Source organism: Bradyrhizobium elkanii USDA 76 (genome assembly GCF_023278185.1).
GTDB classification, from domain to species: domain Bacteria; phylum Pseudomonadota; class Alphaproteobacteria; order Rhizobiales; family Xanthobacteraceae; genus Bradyrhizobium; species Bradyrhizobium elkanii.
Genome location: NZ_CP066356.1, coordinates 5,312,627 through 5,331,385, shown reverse-complemented (window position 1 = coordinate 5,331,385; position 18,759 = coordinate 5,312,627). Strand labels below are relative to the sequence as shown.

14 protein-coding genes and 1 pseudogene are annotated in these 18,759 nt (G+C 64.5%); 3 read left to right on the top strand and 12 right to left on the bottom strand.

Annotated elements, in window-relative coordinates; all coding sequences use genetic code 11:
* Nucleotides 1–93 precede the first annotated feature (93 nt).
* The 4 genes from ppx to JEY66_RS25975 all read right to left on the bottom strand — a co-directional run bounded on the left by ppx (nucleotide 94) and on the right by JEY66_RS25975 (nucleotide 5,254).
* Entirely contained in the window at nucleotides 94–1,596 is a 1,503-nt protein-coding gene (ppx, locus tag JEY66_RS25990) for an exopolyphosphatase (RefSeq protein WP_018271308.1), read from the bottom strand.
* A gap of 12 nt (nucleotides 1,597–1,608) precedes the next feature.
* Complete coding sequence (locus tag JEY66_RS25985; RefSeq protein ID WP_016847417.1) at nucleotides 1,609–3,813, bottom strand: RNA degradosome polyphosphate kinase; 2,205 nt, start codon at nucleotides 3,811–3,813, stop codon at nucleotides 1,609–1,611.
* 132 nt (nucleotides 3,814–3,945) lie between these two features.
* Nucleotides 3,946–4,623 (bottom strand): P-loop NTPase family protein, encoded by a 678-nt coding sequence (locus JEY66_RS25980; protein WP_026192685.1) that lies wholly within the window; start codon nucleotides 4,621–4,623, stop codon nucleotides 3,946–3,948.
* Nucleotides 4,624–4,711: 88 nt separating this feature from the next.
* Nucleotides 4,712–5,254, bottom strand: coding sequence for a CDP-alcohol phosphatidyltransferase family protein (locus JEY66_RS25975; protein WP_016847415.1), 543 nt, complete (start codon nucleotides 5,252–5,254; stop codon nucleotides 4,712–4,714).
* Between the two features lie 160 nt (nucleotides 5,255–5,414).
* Here JEY66_RS25975 and purM point away from each other — a divergent pair, with 160 nt between their 5' ends.
* Both purM and purN read left to right on the top strand, forming a co-directional pair.
* Nucleotides 5,415–6,500 carry a phosphoribosylformylglycinamidine cyclo-ligase gene (gene purM / locus JEY66_RS25970; RefSeq protein ID WP_018271310.1) on the top strand — a complete coding sequence of 362 codons (1,086 nt, stop codon included), beginning with the start codon at nucleotides 5,415–5,417 and terminating at the stop codon, nucleotides 6,498–6,500.
* Nucleotides 6,497–7,147, top strand: a complete 651-nt coding sequence (purN, locus tag JEY66_RS25965; protein WP_018271311.1) for a phosphoribosylglycinamide formyltransferase — start codon at nucleotides 6,497–6,499, stop codon at nucleotides 7,145–7,147. The genes purM and purN overlap by 4 nt, the downstream gene beginning before the upstream one ends.
* 77 nt (nucleotides 7,148–7,224) lie before the next feature.
* Here the strand turns inward: purN and JEY66_RS25960 are convergent, their stop codons facing one another.
* On the bottom strand, nucleotides 7,225–7,428 hold the full coding sequence (locus JEY66_RS25960; RefSeq protein ID WP_016847412.1) for a cold-shock protein: 204 nt from the start codon (nucleotides 7,426–7,428) through the stop codon (nucleotides 7,225–7,227).
* A 360-nt stretch (nucleotides 7,429–7,788) separates the two neighbouring features.
* A complete protein-coding gene (rnd, locus tag JEY66_RS25955) occupies nucleotides 7,789–8,937 on the bottom strand; it encodes a ribonuclease D (protein WP_018271312.1) in 1,149 nt (382 codons plus the stop codon).
* 852 nt (nucleotides 8,938–9,789) lie between these two features.
* On the opposite strand from rnd, the gene JEY66_RS25950 reads away from it, so the two are divergent.
* Nucleotides 9,790–13,257 carry an ATP-binding protein gene (locus JEY66_RS25950; protein ID WP_026192686.1) on the top strand — a complete coding sequence of 1,156 codons (3,468 nt, stop codon included), beginning with the start codon at nucleotides 9,790–9,792 and terminating at the stop codon, nucleotides 13,255–13,257.
* A 152-nt stretch (nucleotides 13,258–13,409) separates the two neighbouring features.
* Here the strand turns inward: JEY66_RS25950 and JEY66_RS25945 are convergent, their stop codons facing one another.
* From JEY66_RS25945 to JEY66_RS25920, 6 genes and pseudogenes are all read right to left on the bottom strand, one after another.
* Nucleotides 13,410–14,522 (bottom strand): acyltransferase family protein, encoded by a 1,113-nt coding sequence (locus JEY66_RS25945; protein WP_018271314.1) that lies wholly within the window; start codon nucleotides 14,520–14,522, stop codon nucleotides 13,410–13,412.
* Between the two features lie 112 nt (nucleotides 14,523–14,634).
* Nucleotides 14,635–15,858 carry a chromate efflux transporter gene (gene chrA / locus JEY66_RS25940; RefSeq protein ID WP_018271315.1) on the bottom strand — a complete coding sequence of 408 codons (1,224 nt, stop codon included), beginning with the start codon at nucleotides 15,856–15,858 and terminating at the stop codon, nucleotides 14,635–14,637.
* Between the two features lie 368 nt (nucleotides 15,859–16,226).
* On the bottom strand, nucleotides 16,227–16,748 hold the full coding sequence (locus JEY66_RS25935; RefSeq protein ID WP_016840356.1) for an OsmC family protein: 522 nt from the start codon (nucleotides 16,746–16,748) through the stop codon (nucleotides 16,227–16,229).
* A gap of 195 nt (nucleotides 16,749–16,943) precedes the next feature.
* Complete coding sequence (locus JEY66_RS25930) at nucleotides 16,944–17,438, bottom strand: YciE/YciF ferroxidase family protein (protein WP_018271316.1); 495 nt, start codon at nucleotides 17,436–17,438, stop codon at nucleotides 16,944–16,946.
* A gap of 36 nt (nucleotides 17,439–17,474) precedes the next feature.
* Nucleotides 17,475–17,698 (bottom strand): annotated as a pseudogene (locus JEY66_RS25925) (hypothetical protein).
* Between the two features lie 117 nt (nucleotides 17,699–17,815).
* Nucleotides 17,816–18,715, bottom strand: coding sequence for a LysR family transcriptional regulator (locus tag JEY66_RS25920; RefSeq protein WP_026192687.1), 900 nt, complete (start codon nucleotides 18,713–18,715; stop codon nucleotides 17,816–17,818).
* Between the last annotated feature and the right edge of the window lie 44 nt (nucleotides 18,716–18,759).

Here is an 18,759-nt window from a genome sequence, read left to right as displayed (position 1 = left end):
AGGGTCGAGCTTGTTGTTTGAGCATGATCTCCGCGCAAACGCATTCCGCGTTTGTCGCGAGGGAAAACCGCTTCGCACTTTTCCGGATCATGCTCAGCGCCGCACGATCGAGCCGACGCGCCCGACCAGCCGCGCCAATTGCTTGAAGCGGCTGCCGACGCGGTCGGCGACCAGATCCACCATCCGGTGCTCGAACACGAGCATCAGCTTGCGGCCCTGGGTACGGAAATGGGTAGCCGGCAGCACGCCGGTGCGCGCCGCCGTGATCAGATGCGCGACGCGGAAGGCGGCGCCGAGCACGCGGGCGCGCTCGTCCATCGCCGGCGTCACCAGCGCGCGGATCTGCGGCGGCGGCTCGTTCTCCTCGCTGAGCCCGGCGTAGCGATAGAACACCGAGAGCGCGACGAAGGCGCGCCCCTGATGCGTGATCGAGCCGAAATTGCCGTTCATGATCAGGCTGAGGGTTTCCTCGCCGCGATGATCGGGATGCACCCGCCAGCCGATATCGGAGAGCAGGCAGGCGACATGCCGCAGCCTGCGGTCTTCCTCGGTCTCGCGCAGCCTGACGACACGCACCAGCCGATCGGTCCACGCCGTCAGCTCCTGGGCGTGGCGGGCCGAGCGCGACAGCAATTCATTGAGGTTCTGCGCGGCACAGAGCAGCCCGTCCTTGGCGCGTTCGGCCGGCGGCAGCATCTCGTAGAGCAGGCCCTCGCGCACGCCGAAGGTCGAGAACACGATGGTCTTCGGCTGGGCCACGCGGATGATGTATTCGAGCACGAGCGCGGCGTAGGCCAATAGCGGCCGCCGCGCATCGGCGACCGACTCGATATTGGCCAGCATGTTGGTGGCCGCCAGCCGCCGCAGCCGCTGCGCGAAATCGAGCGCGTCGGCCGCCGGGATCGAATAGCCGTGCATCACCTTGAGCGGATAGCCGCTCTGGATGATGTGAATGCGCGCCAGCGCACGCCAGGTGCCGCCGACCGCATAGAAGGTGCGGCCGCGGCCGGTCTTGAGCTGGGCGACGCCGAGCAGCTCGTTCTTGACGATGCGTTCGGCGCGCTTGAGCGATTTGTTCGAGAGGTCCTGCAGCGCGAGGCTGCCGAGCGGCAACGTCACGCCGCTGCGCACGCGGTTGCCCTTGACGTCGATCAGTTCGAGCGAGCCGCCGCCGAGATCGCCGACGATGCCGTTCGGATTGTGCACGCCCGAGACGACGCCGAGCGCGGACAGCTTCGCTTCACGCGGCCCGGTGAGAATCTCGATCTTGGCGCCGCAGATGCGCTCGGCCTTGGCGATGAAGTCCGGACCGTTCTTGGCGTCGCGGCAGGCCGCGGTCGCGATCGCGTAGACGCGGCCGACCTGCTGGATTTTGCACAGCGCGCGAAAACGGCGCAGCGCGGTCAGCGCCTTGTTGACGGCATCGGTTGCGAGCAGGCCGGTGCTCTGCACCTCGCGCCCGAGCCCGCACAGCGCCTTCTCGTTGAAGATGGTAATGAGGCTGCGCGCCATCGCCTCGTAAACCACGAGACGAACCGAGTTCGAGCCGATATCGATGACAGCGACGCTGGAAGCGCGCTTCCGCGGTCGCTTCACCGTAAGGCCCCCTTAAGACGATGGCTGCTGTCGCTCGTTGCGACGCGTGAGACGGCGCGGTGAAGATTCCTTGAGAGACTTACCACGGCCGGACAGACTCGGATTTGTCATGAAGTAGTCATGCAGATTGAAGGGCTCTTCGCCTTTCGCGGCCTTCATACGCGTTGACGACCCATCCGGCAACAATTGCCAGCTTTGCTCGGTGTCCTTCAGGTTTGCGACCATGATCTGTTCGAGAACCTGCTGATGCACCGTGGGATTTTGCAGCGGACAGAGAACCTCGACGCGGCGGTCGAGGTTCCGCGGCATCATGTCGGCGGACGAGATATACACAGCAGCTTTTGTGCTCGGCAGGCCCTGGCCCATGCCGAAGCAATAGATTCGGCCGTGTTCCAGGAACCGGCCGATCACCGATTTGACGCGGATGTTCTCGGACAGTCCCGGCAGCCCCGGCCGCAGGCAGCAGATGCCGCGCACCACGAGCTCGACCGAGACGCCGGCCTGCGAGGCCTCGTACAGCGCGTCGATGATATCAGGGTCGACCAGCGCGTTCATCTTCATCCAGACCGCGCCGGGCCGGCCGTGCTTGACGTGGGCGATCTCGCCGTGGATGTGCTCGATGATCCGCTTGCGCAGCGTCAGCGGCGACACCGCCATCTTCTCGATGTCGCTCGGCTCGGCATAGCCGGTGATGTAGTTGAAGACCCGCGCGACGTCGCGGCCGATGATCGGATCCGAGGTGAAGTAGGAGAGGTCGGTGTAGATGCGCGCGGTGACCGGATGGTAGTTGCCGGTGCCGGTGTGCACATAGGTGGTGAGATTGCCGCCCTCGCGGCGCACCACCATCGACAGCTTGGCATGCGTCTTCAATTCGATGAAGCCGTAGACCACCTGTACGCCGGCGCGTTCGAGGTCGCGGGCCCAGCGGATATTGGCTTCCTCGTCGAAGCGTGCCTTCAGCTCGATCAGCGCGGTCACCGACTTGCCGGCTTCGGCGGCCTCCGCCAGCGCGCGCACGATCGGCGAATTGTTCGAGGTGCGATAGAGCGTCTGCTTGATCGCGACCACGTCGGGATCGCGTGCCGCTTGTTGCAGGAACTGCACCACGACGTCGAAGGATTCGTAGGGGTGATGGACCACGAGGTCCTTCTGGCGGATGGCGGCGAAGATATCGCCGCCATGATCGCGCACCCGCTCGGGATGACGCGGCACATAGGGCGGGAATTCGAGGTCCGGGCGATTGAGGCGGGTGAGCTGCGACAGCTCGTTCATCGCCAGCACGCCGTCGACCAGGATCACTTCGTCGTCGGCCGCCGACAAGGCGTGCTGCACGAAGATGCGCAGCTCTTCGGGCATCGTGGCCTCGATCTCGAGCCGGATCACCGACCCGCGGCGGCGGCGCTTGAGCGCGGTCTCGAACAGGCGAACGAGGTCTTCGGCCTCTTCCTCGATTTCGAGTTCGGAGTCCCTGATGATGCGGAATGCGCCTTGGCCCTTGACGGTGTAGCCGGGGAACAGGCGGCCGATGAACAGACCGGTTGCCTGCTCCAGCGTGATCAGCCGCGCCGGAGCGCCTTCCTTGGTGGAGGGGATGCGGATGAAGCGGTCGATCTTGCCGGGCATGCGGATCAGCGCGTTCATCGCCTTGCCGTCGGAGATCCGCGACAATTGCAGCGCCACCGTGAAGCCGAGATTCGGGATGAACGGGAAGGGATGCGCCGGGTCGATCGCCAGCGGCGTCAGCAGCGGGAAGATGTTGTGGAGGAAGTGATCCTCGATCCAGCTCCGCTCGGACCTGGTGACGTCGCGGCCATCGACCAGCTGGATGCCGACCTTGGCCAGGATATCCCGCAGGTCGCTCCAGATCGCCTGCTGGTCGGAGGCGAGCTGCGAGACGGTCTTGTTGATCATCACGAGCTGCTCGGCCGGCAGCAGGCCGTCCGGGCTGCGCTCGGTAATGCCCTCGCGGACCTGCGCCTTGATGCCGGCGACACGGACCATGAAGAACTCGTCGAGGTTATTCGCCGAAATCGACAGGAAGCGGACCCGCTCCAGCACGGGATGGCCGAGATTGACCGATTCCTCGAGCACCCGCCGGTTGAAATGCAGCCAGGAGAGCTCCCGGTTGATGAAGCGCTCGGGGCTGGTCGCGATTGCGGGAATGGCGGGAAATTCCGCCTCTTTTTCTTTGATTTCAGTAGCTTGTGCCGAGTCCATCAAGTGCTGGTCCAATTCAGGGCAGGGGCTGGGGCGGTCTAGCCGAGAGCCGCTGAAACCATGTGATATTGCGATGACGTTTCGATGACATTGATGTTCCGCTCGCCTGCGCCGTCAAGCCGCGGGGATGGATCAGGCATCGCGCAACAGCTCCGCCGCCAGCGCCCGTGTAACGGGACGGCCGAGCCGGAGTGCCTCGGTATCCAGCAGCTCGACCGCCTGCCGGACGGCAACGTAGGAACGCTCGATCCGGTTGCTCAGATAGCTGACGAGCGGTTCGTCCACGCTCATCTGGCGGTCGGCGCAGAACTTGACGATCAGGCCGCGGAACAGCTGGTCGTCCGGCGGCAGCAGCGTCACGGTCGGCACCGCGCGGAGCCGCGACCGCAGGTCGCGCAATTCGATCTCGAACGCCGACGGCGGAACGCGCGCCGTGATCAGCACATAGGCATCGTCCTGGCGCGCCAGATTCATCAGATGAAACATGGCGCGCTCGTCGAAATCCGCCGGCCTCAGGTCTTCGACGACGAGCGCACCGGTCGCAAGCGCGGTCGGCACCGCCTCGGCGGTCAGCGCATGCGCCGCGGTCGCGCGCGCGCCGGCGGTCTCGGCCCAGATCGCGGCGAGGTGGCTTTTGCCGGAGCCGTCAGGCCCGACCAGCAGCATGATTCGGTTCGGCCAGTCCGGCCAGCCGTCGATCAGCGCCAGCGCGGCCTCATTGGCAGGGCCCTCGAGGAAATCGTCGCGGGTCAGCTTCTCCTCGTGCGGCAGGGCCAAGGCCAATTGACGAGGTTGAACGCTACTGGCCACACAAGTCTCCAAACCACCTTATTTTAGCTCTGCGCAAACGCGTCGCGTTTGCCGCGGGAAAACCGGCTTCGACTTTTCCGGATCCCGCCTACCGAGCTTCGATCGTGCTCATGTGCCGCACCCATTCCACGAGATAGAGGGACACCGAACCCAAAGTAAAGATCGTGACCAGGCCCATCAGGATCCAGTCGTAAGGATGCGGCTCGAAGCCGAAGCCGAGCGAGGCCAGCACCAGCGCCGCGAACGCGACCTGCGCCACCGTGTTCAGCTTCGACACCATCAGCGGCTTCATCTCGACCGGCTTGTCGAACAACCATGACACAATCACGGCGGAGACGATCATGATGTCGCGCGACACCACGAGAATCACGATCCAGCGCGGCACCGCGCCCCAGATTCCGAGCGCGACATAGATCGACACCAGGAGCGCCTTGTCGGCGAGCGGATCGAGCAGGGCGCCGAGCTCGCTCGTCATGTTGAAGCGCTTGGCGAGGAAACCGTCGACCGCGTCCGAGACGCCGGCGATCACGAAGATCGCGAACGCAATCTCCATCTGGCTGGACACGATGGCCCAGACGATCACCGGCACCAGGATGATGCGGCCGAGGGTGATGATGTTCGGAATGCTCAACTTGAATCGCTTCCCGGCTAGAAGCCTGATTTTACTCGATATCCGGCTCTTTTGCGCAGCCGCCTTGTGTTATCTACATAGTATCGCGGCGGCAGCGCCGCGAGCCATTGCGCGGGGGCGGAATTCCTCGTAACCAGCCCCTGATCATCTGGAATTGGGCATGACCGAGCGCAAAAACGGGCTCACTTACGCGGATTCGGGTGTCGATATCGACGCCGGCAATCGACTGGTCGATCTGATCAAGCCGATGGTGCGGGCCACCGCGCGGCCTGGCGCGGACGCCGAGATTGGCGGTTTCGGCGGGCTGTTCGACCTCAAGGCCGCCGGCTTCAAGGATCCGGTCCTGGTGGCCGCGACCGATGGCGTCGGCACCAAGCTGAAGATCGCGATCGAGACCGGCATTCACGGCGGCATCGGCATCGATCTGGTCGCGATGTCGGTCAACGACCTCGTCGTGCAGGGCGCGGAACCGCTGTTCTTCCTCGACTATTTCGCCTGCGGCAAGCTGCACCCGGAGGCCACCGCGCAGATCGTTGCCGGCATCGCCGAAGGTTGCCGCGAGTCCGGCTGCGCCCTGATCGGCGGCGAAACCGCGGAGATGCCCGGCCTCTACAAGGATGGCGACTACGACCTCGGCGGCTTTGCGGTCGGCGCGGCCGAGCGCGGCACGCTGCTGCCGACCGCGGATATCGCGGCGGGCGATGCCGTGATCGGGCTGGCTTCCTCCGGCGTGCACTCCAACGGCTATTCGCTGGTGCGCAAGATCGTCGAGCAGTCCGGCGTTGCCTATGACGCGCCGGCGCCGTTCGCGCCGGTCATGACGCTCGGCGCGGCGCTGCTGACGCCGACCAGGCTCTATGTGAAATCCTGCCTGCGCGCGATCCGCGACACCGGCGCCGTGAAGGGCCTCGCCCACATCACCGGCGGCGGGTTCACCGACAACATTCCGCGCGTGCTGCCGAAGCATCTCGGCGTCGGCATCGATCTGGCGCGGCTGCCGGTGCTGCCGGTGTTCAAATGGCTGGCCGAGCAGGGCGGCATCGCCGAGCTCGAGCTGCTGCGCACCTTCAACTGCGGCATCGGCATGATCGCGATCGTCAGGGCTGATGCGGTCGACGCCGTGACCGAGGCGTTCACCGCCGGCGGCGAGACCGTGACGCTGCTCGGCGAGGTGATCGAGGCCAAGGGGGCGCATGAGGGCGAGCATCGCGTGGTCTATAACGGTCATCTCGATCTCTCGCGATGAAGCGCCGCGTCGCCATCCTGATCTCCGGCCGCGGCTCCAACATGGCCGCGCTGATCGAGGCTGCGAGGGCTCAGGATTTCCCGGCCGAGATCGTGGCTGTGATTTCGAACCGCGCCGATGCTGCCGGGCTCGAAAAGGCGGCCGCGAGCGGCATTGCGACCATCGTCATCGAGAGCAAGCCGTTCGGCAAGGACCGCGCCGGCTTCGAGGCCGTGCTGCAGCGCGCGCTCGACGACAGGCAGGTCGAGCTGATCTGCCTCGGCGGCTTCATGCGGCTGTTCACCGCCGAGTTCGTACGGCACTGGTACGGGCGGATGCTCAACATCCATCCCTCCCTGCTGCCCTGTTTTCCCGGCCTCGATCCGCACGGTCAGGCGTTGCGCGCAGGGGTCAAGCTGTCCGGAGCGACGGTGCATTTCGTGATCCCGGAGACCGACGCCGGACCGATCGTGATGCAGGGCGCGGTCACGGTCGCTGACGACGACACGGCCGAGACGCTCGCCGCGCGCGTGATCACCATCGAGCATCGCATCTATCCGGAGGCGCTGCGGCTTCTGGCAAGCGGCCGGCTCAAGCTCGAAGGCGACCTCTGCAAGACGCTTGGGAGCGCGCCGACGGGCGGCACGCTGATCGCGCCGGCGCCTTAGCGCGCGGTAGCACGAGAGGTCCCCCGGGGTGATGCAGCCGGGGGAAGCATCCGGATGAATTCCGCTGGCAGCGGCGTTCAGTGAACCTTGAGGTTCTCGGCTGACGCCTTGCCGCGGTTCTCCACCAGCTCGTACTCGACGGACTGGTTCTCGTTCAATGTGCTGAGGCCCGCGCGCTCGACCGCCGAGATGTGGACGAACACATCCTTGTCGCCGACGGCTGGCTTGATGAACCCGTAACCTTTGGTCGGGTTGAACCATTTGACGGTACCCTTCGGCATCGTCTCTCTCCCAGTTTAGACATAAAAAAGACGCGGCCACGTTTTCCACGTGCCACGCCACAAGCGGACTTTGCGCTGTCTGTTCACTTCCCGGGTCGTCAGATCCAAAGTCTTCAAGTCCGAAGTTTCGCCTCTCGAAGCCCTGTACATCGAAGCCTTGGATAGCAACGTCGCGAAACGCACAGTCGAACGGCCGCAATCCGATTGTGAAGGGATTGCAACACGAAAATTGCGCCTTAGCAAGCGCGGTGGTTTTGCGCGACGCAACCTCAGCCTGTGCCGGTCGAACTCCGGCGCAACGCGTTCGGCCACTGGCCGACTGCCGGTGGAACCTGGCGCGCTCCGGGCGAACGGCGCGTGCTAGCCCCGGTCCACCCGCACCACGCGGCCCTTGTCGATGGCGAGCGCGAGCTGGCCGTGCTTGAGCTTGAGCGCGGCCTCGCCGAACAGTTCGCGGCGCCAGCCGTGCAGGGCGCCGACCTCGGCCTGATCGCTGGCCGCGATCTGCTCGAGATCGTCGACGGTGGCGATCACCTTGCTGGCGACGCCGTGGCGCTCCGAGGTCATGCGCAGCAGCACCTTCAACAGTTCGACGGTCGCCGCACCGTTGGAATTGTTTCTCGGCTTTTCCAGCTTCGGCAGCGTCGCCTGATCGCGGGCGAGGCCGCGCTGCACGGCAGCAATGATGTCGGCGCCCCATTTGGAGCGCTCGAAGCCCTTCGGCAGCGAACGCAGATTGCCGAGCTTCTCCAGCGAGGTCGGCGCGTGGGTGGCGATATCGCCGACCGCATCGTCCTTGAGCACGCGCGAGCGCGGCACGTCGCGGCTCTGCGCCTCCTGCTCGCGCCAGGCCGCGACCTCGATCAGCACCGCGAGCTCGCGCGGCTTGCGCACGCGGGTCTTGAGCCGCTCCCAGGCGCGCTCGGGATGGAAGTCGTAGGTCTTCGGCGAGGTCAGGACCTCCATCTCCTCGCTGACCCAGTCGCTGCGGTCGCGCTTCTTCAGATCAGCGTCGAGCGCCGCGAACACCTCGCGCAGATGGGTGACGTCGGAGACGGCGTAATGCAGCTGCTCGTCGCTCAGCGGCCGGCGCGACCAGTCGGTGAAGCGGTGGGTCTTGTCGGGGCGGTGGCCGGTGACGCGGTCGACGAGCTGGTCATAGGCGATGCTGTCGCCATAGCCGAGCACCATGGCGGCGACCTGGGTATCGAAGATCGGATGCGGGATCGTGCCGGAGAGGTGCCAGACGATTTCGATGTCCTGCCGCGCGGCGTGGAATACCTTGAGCACGGCCTCGTTCGACATCAGGTCGAAGAACGGCTTGAGGTCGATGCCGGGTGCCAGCGCGTCGACCACGACGGCTTCTTCCGCGCTCGCCATCTGCACGACGCAGAGCAGCGGATAGTAGGTCGTCTCCCGCAGGAACTCGGTGTCGACAGTGATGACCTTGTGTTTGGCGAGCCGGTCGCAGGCGGCGGCGAGGTCGGAGGTCGTGCTAATCAAATCCATGAAGTGTCCATAACGGCTTGACCACACGCGTTCTGCCGAAAGGGCAGCTATGTCAAGGGTCTTGCAGGGATTTTGGCCCTGCACGGGGTGAGGGACGGGCTATTTTTGAATTGATTGGGCGTGATTCGAGGGGGTTTTCGGCCTGATCGTGCCGCGAATTCGGCGGTCGTGCGGGCGAGCCTCATCTTCGGTGTCATCGCCCGGCCTTGACCGGGCAGGACGAACGTGGGCTGAGCGCCATAGGCGATAGCCCGCTGTCGCCGGGGCGCTCGACCAAAATATCGAAAACAACCCCATGCACAGTGGCCGACAGCCAGCCGCGTTCGACACGGCAACTTGACACGTCGGGCAAATCAGCGATATTTTTCCATTATTCCGAAGTCATGCGCCGCCACGCTTGGGGCTGTGACATTTGCGGACTTCTGCAACCGACCCTCATGGTGACGAGGCGCACCGCGCCGTCATTGCGTCCCCACTTGCAGCTTTCATCGCCCGGCTCGACCGGTTGAATCCGCCCAGTATTCCGGAGACAGTTGTGCTCGGACCGAGAGGCCGCGGCGTACTGGACCGCCCGCTTTCGCGGACGATGACACTCGTAGTTGGGGGGGCGCCGCTGCGGAAGCTTGCGCCGTCGGGATGGCGATTTGGGTCAACCGGAGCGCTGAGCTTTCTCGGGGCCGGCTTGCGTGCGCTATCTCGAATATCTGAGCGACCGATGCAGAGTGCGTCTTCGATCGGCCTGCTTGCTTGTTTTCGCACTTTGTGAGCGCGTCCAGTCTGCGGTAAACAAGTCACTTGGCATCGTCGAACGAGACCCATTGTCGCCAATGGCCCGCAGTCGGACGGATCACAATGCCGGAGAAACGGCCAAGCGCCGATATGGAGGCTGCTCTCAAGCACTGGCTCGAAACCGTTGATCTCGGCCAGTACAGCGACCTCTTTGTCCTGCATCGCATCGGTTTGGACATCCTGCCCGATCTGACCGAGCAGGATCTGGTCGAACTTGGACTTCCGCTGGGAGATCGCAAGCGCTTGCAGCGCGCGGTTGCTTCCCTGACCCGCTCGGCAAAAGGTCGCGCCGGCGGCAGGAGTGTCGCAGAAGGCGCGGCGGTGAACGCCGAGCGGCGCCAGTTGACCGTGATGTTTTGTGACATGGTCGGTTCGACCTCGCTGTCCGAACAGTTCGATCCCGAAGACGTCCGCGACATCATCGCGAGCTTCAGGGAAAAGTGCGTCAGCGTGGTCAAGCGGTACGAAGGCTTCGCGGCCCGCTACCTCGGGGACGGCATTCTGGTCTATTTTGGCTATCCGAATGCCCATGAGGATGACCCCGAGCGGTCGGTGCGCGCGGCGCTCGAAATCGTACGGACCCTGTCGTCGGCGAGAACGAGTGACGCCCGCGACGTTGCAAGTCGTGGGCCCAGTGTGCGCATCGGGATTGCGACCGGCCTTGTTGTCGTCGGAGACCTGGTTGGACAGGACACCGAGGAGCACGATTCCGCTGTCGGCGAGACGCCAAATCTGGCTGCCCGTCTGCAGGCCTTGGCGCCTCCGGACGGCGTCGTCATTGCGTCTTCGACGCAATCCCTGCTCAAAGGAAAGTTCGACTACCAGGACTTCGGATTTCACGCGCTGAAGGGGATATCCGCGAAGGCCCAGGCCTGGCTCGTGGTTCGGCCCTGCCGCGCCGAGACGCGATTTGCCGCAGCCATGGGCTCCAGATTGACGCCGCTGGTCAACCGCACCGAAGAGGTGGCGCTGCTGCTCACGCGTTGGCAGCAAGCGAAAGCCCGTGAGGGGCAGGTCGTGCTGCTGACGGGCGAGCCGGGAATTGGAAAGTCCAGGATCGTTCAGGAATTGCGCGAGCGGATCGCAGGTGATCAGCACGGACAAGTTTCGTTCCAGTGCTCTCCCTATTACAGCAGCACCGCTTTTCACCCCTTCATCGAGCATCTCAAATTCGCACTCGGCCTTGACGGCGAGAACGCGTCTGCGCTTTGGCTGACAAAGCTTGAAGCTGGCGTCGCCGCCTCGAACGGCGAGAGGGACACAGTGGTGCCGATCCTTGCGGCGTTGCTTTCAATTCCGACCGGGGACCGCTACGCGGACCTGGATCTCTCGCCGCAACAGCTGAAGGATGCGACGATCGCCGCGCTCGTCAACCATCTGCTCGCGCAAGCGCGCGGGCAGACCCTCCTGATCGATTTTGAGGACGCACATTGGATCGATCCCACCTCGCGGGCCGTGCTTGATCTGCTGGTGGAGAACGTTCGCAACGCGTCGATCCTTGTCGTGATCACCTGTCGTCCGGAGTTTCAGCCGGGCTGGAAGGATCATGCGCACACCATCAGTGCGAACCTCAAGCGTCTCGGCCGACAGGTCCGCACGATATTGGTCGAACGTGTGGCTGGAGAAAAGGAGCTTCCCAGAGAGGTGATTGAGGACATCATTGTCAAAACCGATGGCGTGCCGCTCTTCCTTGAAGAGCTGACCAAGGCCGTTCTCGAATCCGACGTCTTGACTGAGCAACATGGACGTTACGTCTTGTCCGGTCCGTGGCATCAGTTCGCTATTCCCGCGACATTGAACGATTCCCTGATGGCCCGCCTTGACCGGATGGGATCGTTCAAGAAAATCGCGCAGATCGGCGCCACCATCGGTCGCGAGTTCTCTTATGAGATCCTTCGCGAGGTTGCCGAGGCGCCGGCGGACCAGATCGAAGCCGCCCTGAACCATCTGGAGGCAGCCGGATTGATCGTCCGCTTCGGCTTTCTGCCGGAGGCGCTGTACTCGTTCAAGCACGTGATGATCCAGAATGCGGCGCATGAAAGCTTGCTGCACAGGGAAAGAAGAACGCTGCACGCCAAGATCGCACGCGTGCTGGCCGAAAAATATCCGGAAAAGATCGAGCGCGAACCGGAGCTTCTCGCCTACCACCTGACCGAGTCTGGCCAAAGCGAGCCGGCTGCGGGTTTCTGGCTCAAGGCCGGAAAGCAGGCCGCAATGAAGGGTGCGACTCTGGAGGCGATCGGTCATTTGCGTCGTGGGCTCGGGGTTCTGCAAGCCTCACCCGGCATGCAGGGCCGAAACGAGTCCGAGCTTGAGCTTCGCATCGCCCTGGGCACCGCCCTGATCGCGGCAAAGGGATACGCCGTCCAGGAAGTCGAGGAGAACTATGTTCGCGCGCTCGAACTCGGCCGAAATCTTGACAACATGGCGAAGGTCTTTGCGGCGACGCGCGGACTTTGGGTGTGCCACTTCATCCGCGGCGATCTCGCGCGGGCGCATGAGCTGAGCGCGGAGCTCCTGCAGTTCGCAAGGCGCGAGGCATCGAACCAAAGTTCGTCCGCGACGCAACAGACGGGATATCTGATCGAGGCGCATCGGGCGATCGCGATGACCATGCTGTACCGCGGGCGGTTTGTCGCCGCCGAACATCACCTTCATCGCTTCAGGAACCTGTACAGCCCTGATCTACACGGCGCCCTGACGGCGACGCATGGCATCCATCCTGGCATCGTCTCGCTCTCGTATCTCGGGTACGTGTCGTGGTTTCTGGGCCGTCCCGACGCGGCGCGCCGATACAGCCAGCAGGCTATTTCGGAAGCGGAAGACCTTCGGCACCCCTTCACGCTGTCGTTTGCGCTGACATTCGGTGCTTACGTTTGCCAGCATCTCCGCGATGTCGAAGGGACCCACGACTACACCAACAGGGCACTGGCTCTCTCATCGGAACACGGCTTCCTGCATTGGAAGCATCAGACAACCATCCTGCGAGGATGGGCGATGACCGAGCTTGGGAATGTCGATGAGGGATTGAACCAGATGCGAATGGCTATCGACGGCTACGAGGGCATGAGCGCCCGGCTCGCCAGTTGTTGGTTCAGGAGTTTGCTCGCGAAGGCGTATGCAAGTGCCGGCTTGCCGGATGCTGCCTTGCGCGAACTCGACAGCGCATTGGCGATCGGGAGAAGAACGGGAGAGCATTTTTACGAAGCCGAGATCTATCGTCTGCAAGGTGAGATGACGCTCAATTACGCGAGATCATCGTCCGTTGAATCCGCCGAGCGAATGTTCCTCGCCTCGATCGAGCTGGCGCGCAGGCAAAGCGCGCGGTCGTTTGAATTACGGTCAGCTGTCAGCCTGGCGCGCCTATGGCGACATTCCGGCAAACAGGCGCGAGCAGCCGAGCTGCTGCTACCCGTCGTTCGAACGTTCACGGAAGGTCTGTCTACGCCTGACGTCAAGGAAGCGCTCGAGCTGGCGAATGAACTGGCAATGGAAATGCCCGGAGATCATGAATGGAGCGGGCGGGTCTGAGGATACCGAGGTGCCCCGGGCGCCATCCGCCCGCTTACGCCTGAGCGTCGTCACTACGCATCGCAGATGAATGACGGTGTTCGCTTCCGCCCAAGGTTCGCGGCGGCGACAACGTTGGGTGGACGCTGTTCCGGCTATGTGCGCCGGACTGATCAGCGGTTGGCGATGCTCCTGGCCTCGATTGGCGAGGCAACGTCGTCCCGATCGATCCGCGCTTCGTTCGCGCGAATGCGTGACGGCCATCCGTGCCGCGAGGCCAGCGTCGTCAGCCTGTCCCTGACGAGATAATGCGCGGGGCCTTCGAGGAAGCGCCAGACGAACCATGCCAGCAGCACCATGCCCGTCACGACCAGCGCGGTCGACAGCGCGTCCGGCGTTGGTGTGATCAGGAGCAGGATGACGTAACCGAGCTGCAGATGCAGCAGATAGAGCGGATAGGTGATGCCGCCGACGGCCCTGACGAGGCCTGCAGGCAGGGTTACCGACTTGATGCGGGTGGCGGCGAACACGATGCCGAGCGAGACGATGCAGATCGCCGTCACCACCATGGGATCGAAGCTGCCATGGGTGTGGACGCCGAGCCGCTCCAGCTTGTGCACGGCCTGGAACGTCGCGGTGCCCATCGCGAGCGACAGCAGGCTGTACAGCCTGTTGTCGCGCCGTCCGCGGTAATGCTCATAGATCAGGAGGCCGACGGCGAAGAAGCCGCTGTCGTCGGCCATGAACAGTTTCTCGAACAGCGGAATGTCGAAGGTCAGCTCGTTGGCGAAGGTGATGGCGATCCATGCCACGATGATCGTGTCGATCCGCCGCGGGAAGATGCCCCAGGCCAGGAATAGCGCGACCCAGGCGTAGAACACCACCTCGATCACCAGCGACCAATAGGCGTCGTCCATGTAGGGCTGACCGAGCATCGGGGCTGCGATGAACAGGTTTGCCAGCCATTGCCCCCACGTCACGTGGAAGTACGCGTGGCCCAACAGCAGCGTCGCGAGGAAGGTCAGCGTCATGCAGATGACGAAGGTCGGATAGATGCGGCTGAAGCGGGCGATTGCAAAGCCGATCGGCGTGCGGCCTTCGGCGGAATAGGCAATGACGAAGCCGGAGATCGCGAAGAACACGGGAACGCCGAGGAAGCCGTATTGCGCGATCGGGGCGAGGTACGGCAACGCCACTTGCTGAACGCCGTGCGACGCGGTGCCCCAGAAGCCGTAGTGATACAGGATCACGGCCCCGACCGCGGCGAGTCGCAGCAGGTCCAGCATGGGAACCCGGGTCGGATCCGGTTGTTTAGAAACGCTCGGCATATATCCGCTATCGTGGCGGCGAGGCATGAAGGCGTTCTTAATTCGCCCGGCGAAACGACCGCGCGATCGTTCACGATTGCAGGAGCCCCGAGGCGATGCCGGCGGCCGCGCTGAGCACGACCACCACGAGCGGCGGCGCACGCCACGCCGTGAGCAGGACGAAGCCGGCCAGCGCGATGCCGAAATCGAGCGGACGGTGGACGCTGCTGGTCCACACCGGATTGTAGAGCGCGGCCCCCAGAATGCCGACGACGGCGGCGTTGACGCCGCGCATCATCGCCTGCGCCGCCGGCCGTTTGCGAAAGCCATCCCAGAACGGCAGCGCCCCGAGCAGGACGAGAATTCCCGGCAGGAAGATGCCGACGAGGCCGACGATCGCCCCCGGCACGCCGCCGATCACGGCGCCGAGATAGGCGGCAAAGGTGAACAGCGGGCCCGGCACGGCCTGCGCGGCGCCGTAGCCGGTCAGGAACGCATCGTCGCCGATCCAGCCCGGCGTCACCACGGCTTCGCGCAGCAGCGGCAACACGACGTGGCCGCCGCCGAACACCAGCGCGCCCGAGCGGTAGAAGGCTTCGAACAGGCCGAGGGCGGGCCATGTCCGCGACAGCAGCGGCAGTCCGGCCAACAGCGAGATGAACAGGATCAGCGCTGCGACGCCAACGCGGCGCGATACCGGCATCGCGATATGGGTGACGCCGTTGGGCTGTTGCGCCCGGCAGAACCAGAGCCCGGCGATGGCGCCGAGAACGATGGCGCCGATCTGCGCGATCGACGACGAACTGGCGAGGATGACGAGTGCCGCGACGGTCGCGATCGAGGCGCGTTCGCGGTCGGGGCAGAGCGAGCGCGCCATGCCCCAGACGGCCTGGGCCACGATCGCCACCGCGACCAGCTTGAGGCCATGCACCAGGCCGGTACCCGCAGGGCCGCTCAATCCGCTGGCGCCGAAGGCAAACAGCACCAGCGCGATCGCCGAGGGCAGCGTGAATCCGGTCCAGGCCGCCAGCGCCCCCAAATACCCGGCGCGCATCAGGCCGAGCGAAAAGCCGACCTGGCTGCTTGCGGGGCCCGGCAGGAACTGGCAGAGCGCGACCAGATCCGCATAGGCCTGCTCGTCAAGCCAGCGGCGGCGGGTGACGAACTCGTCGCGGAAATAGCCGATATGGGCGATCGGGCCGCCGAAGCAGCTGACGCCGAGCTTGAAGAAGATGAGCAACACCTCGAGCGGCGAGTGCGTCGAGCTCGCGGTGGCGGGCGGTGTGCCGGGCTGCGGGACGTCGGTGTCGTTCAAGCGTCGTCAATTCCCTGACTGCGTCCCAGGTCAGGACTCATTAGGGCAACCATATCGCCATTCGATGACTTTGAGGGCGCTATTTTCTCGCGGTCCTCAACTGGTCCAGCCAAGCAGCCGATGTGAGCGGCTCACTCGTAGCGGATATTCTTCGACGGCCGGCGCGCGGCGGGCATCGCCAGCACGATGAGACAGAGCGCGATCATCGCCAATCCCATAAATTCGAATGCAAATGCGTCCACGGGCCATTCTCCCCATCAGAAACAGTTAGACTTGTTGGGGGAGCGTTGACGCGCTGTTAAGCCTTATGGTTACCGCAGCCGACCTCGGCGCATGGTGGAGGGTGAGTTAACGCTCACATCGCGAAGCTAGGCCGCCGCGCTGAGCGGCCCGGTGCGCAGCTTCAGATCCACCGGCGTCGGATTGCGCAGGATGTCCAGCACAGGGCAGTGACGGTCGACGGTTTCCTTCAGCCGGGCGATGTCGGCCGCGGAGGCCGGGCTGTCGATGGCGACCTCGGCCTCGATCTGCTGGAAACCGGCTCGCACGTTTGGATCGACGCTGAAGAAGCCGCGCAGATCGATCGCCCCGGATAGTTTGACGGAGACGCCGTTGAGGGGGATGCCGAGCGCGTCGGCATAGAGTCGATAGGTGATCTCCTGGCATGAGCCGAGCGCGGCGAGGATGTACTCGACCGGGTTCGGTGCGGTGTCCTCGCCGCCCAGCGCCGGCGGCTCGTCGACGCTGACGTTGAATTGCCGGACCGTGACGCTGCTATTGACGCCGTCGCCGAGTTGCGAATGCGCCTGGAACACGGCCTGCGCCTGCGCAGGATCAGCGCCGAGCGCCTGTTGGGTGTCTGCGAAAACCTGCTTGAACCTGAAGCTCATCGTTCGTCTTCCCCATGGCATCGATCATGAGAGGCTGATCGAACGGCCCATGCAGGGCAATAGTCGCGAGATAAAAACGACAGCAGCCCCGCGAAGCGCGAAATTTGCAGCAGCATTTTTCCCGCCCGCGTCGATGCGTAGGATGAGTAGAGCCAACGGGGCCGCGCAAGGCGCGGCCCGATGCTAACTACCGTGTCACGCGGCGAGGGCGTCCTGGTTGATCTCGCCCTTGGCGAGCGCCGTCAGCAGCGTGTCGACGTGCCGCTCTTCGTCGAGACTGTCGTGCAGCAGCCGCTGGTCGTCGCGCAGATTGAGCTGGCCGGCGAGGGCGGCCGCGCTGCCATAGGCGGCGATCTCGTAATGCGCGAGCTTCTGCGCCGACGCGACGAGGCCGGCATCACGCAGATTGTCGTCGGGCAGCAGCGAAACCATCTTGGCGGTCTCGTGGATCAGCGCCTGCATGGCCTGGTCGGTGTGCTCAAGCGGATCGGCGCCATGCATCCGCAGCAGCGACTTCAACCGCTCGCCCTGCACGATGGTCTCGCGGTGATGGCGGCTGAACGCATCCTTGAGCGACGGATGCGAGGCGATCTCCGCCATCCGCGCCAGCGCCACGGCGAGCTGCTCCTCGACGTTTGCGAGTTCCTGAAGCTCGGCGACATACATGTCCTTGAAGCTGGTGATCTTCATGGTGAAACCCTTCTTGTTTCCTCGTTGTTTCGGCGTTCAGGCGGTATGGCCGCCGGAACCGGCATCGATCGGCGTCTTCTTGGCGCGTTGTGGCGTCATCTTCGCCGGGTCGGGTTGCCCGGGCACACCGCGCGTTGCCCGGGCACGCCGCGCGGCCCTAGTTGCTGTCGCTGCAGATCGTCCTCGGAGAAGGGCGGCTCGACGCCGTTCGGGTTGCTGCGCTCGATCGCGGTTTTCAGGTCGTCATCGCGCTGGTTCATGCTCGCGCTCCATCATCTCGCCGGCACGGAACCTGGATCGGACGAGGCCGCACATTCCGCGCTGCCCGGCCAACGATGCGCGCGCAAAATCGTTGCAAACAAATCAGGGGCGCGGCGCTAGGCCACGAGCTTCGGCAACGTGGCCGCGAGTGCATCCACCGCAAGCCGGACCTTGAGTGGCAATCGCGGCGTCGGCAGCCACAGCGCGTGGCAATCGTAGGGAAATTCGCCGTTGTCGCCGAGAACGCGGACCAGTGCGCCGGTGTCGAGGCGTTCGCGCACCAGCCAGGAGGGCAGCCACGCCAGCCCCAAGCCGCGCGCTGCGGCATCCGCGATGGCTTCGAGGTCGTCGAACCTGAGCCGCCCGGCCGGCCAGACCTCGTGCGGCGCAAGACCGTCGCGCGGGAACAGCCAGGGGCGAACGCGACCCGAGCGGCGGTAGACGATCAGCTGGTGCCGGCCGAGCTCGTCGAGCGTGCGCGGCCTTCCATGTGCCTTCAGATAGGCGCGCGAGCCGCACACCACCATGCGCTGGCGCGCGATGCGCCGCGCGATCACGCCGGATTGCGCATTGAGCTCGCCGGTCCTGATCGCAAGGTCGTAACCGCCCTCCATCAGATCGGCGATCGGATCGCCGAACGCGAGATCGAGCTCGATCGCGGGATATTTCTGCGCGAGCTTCAGCAGCGTGGGGACGATGCAGTAGCGGCCGAGCAGCGCCGGCATCGTCACCCGCAGCCGGCCACGCGGCTGCGACGATTGATCGGAGGCGAGCGCGTCGGCGGCCTCGGCCTCGCCGAGCACGATGCGGCAGCGCTCGTAATAGGCTTGCCCTGAATCGGTCAGGCTCTGCCGCCGCGTGGTGCGATGGAGCAGGCGGACGCCGAGCCGTTGTTCGAGGAAGCGCACATGCTTGCCGACCATCGGGGCCGACATCTCGAGCGCATCGGCGGCGGCCGCAAACGAGCCGAGATCGACCGCCCTAATGAAGACGGCCATGCTGGTGAGGCGATCCAATTCAAAACTCCTGGTTTCGATTGTCGGAGCTACCGGGTGATTTA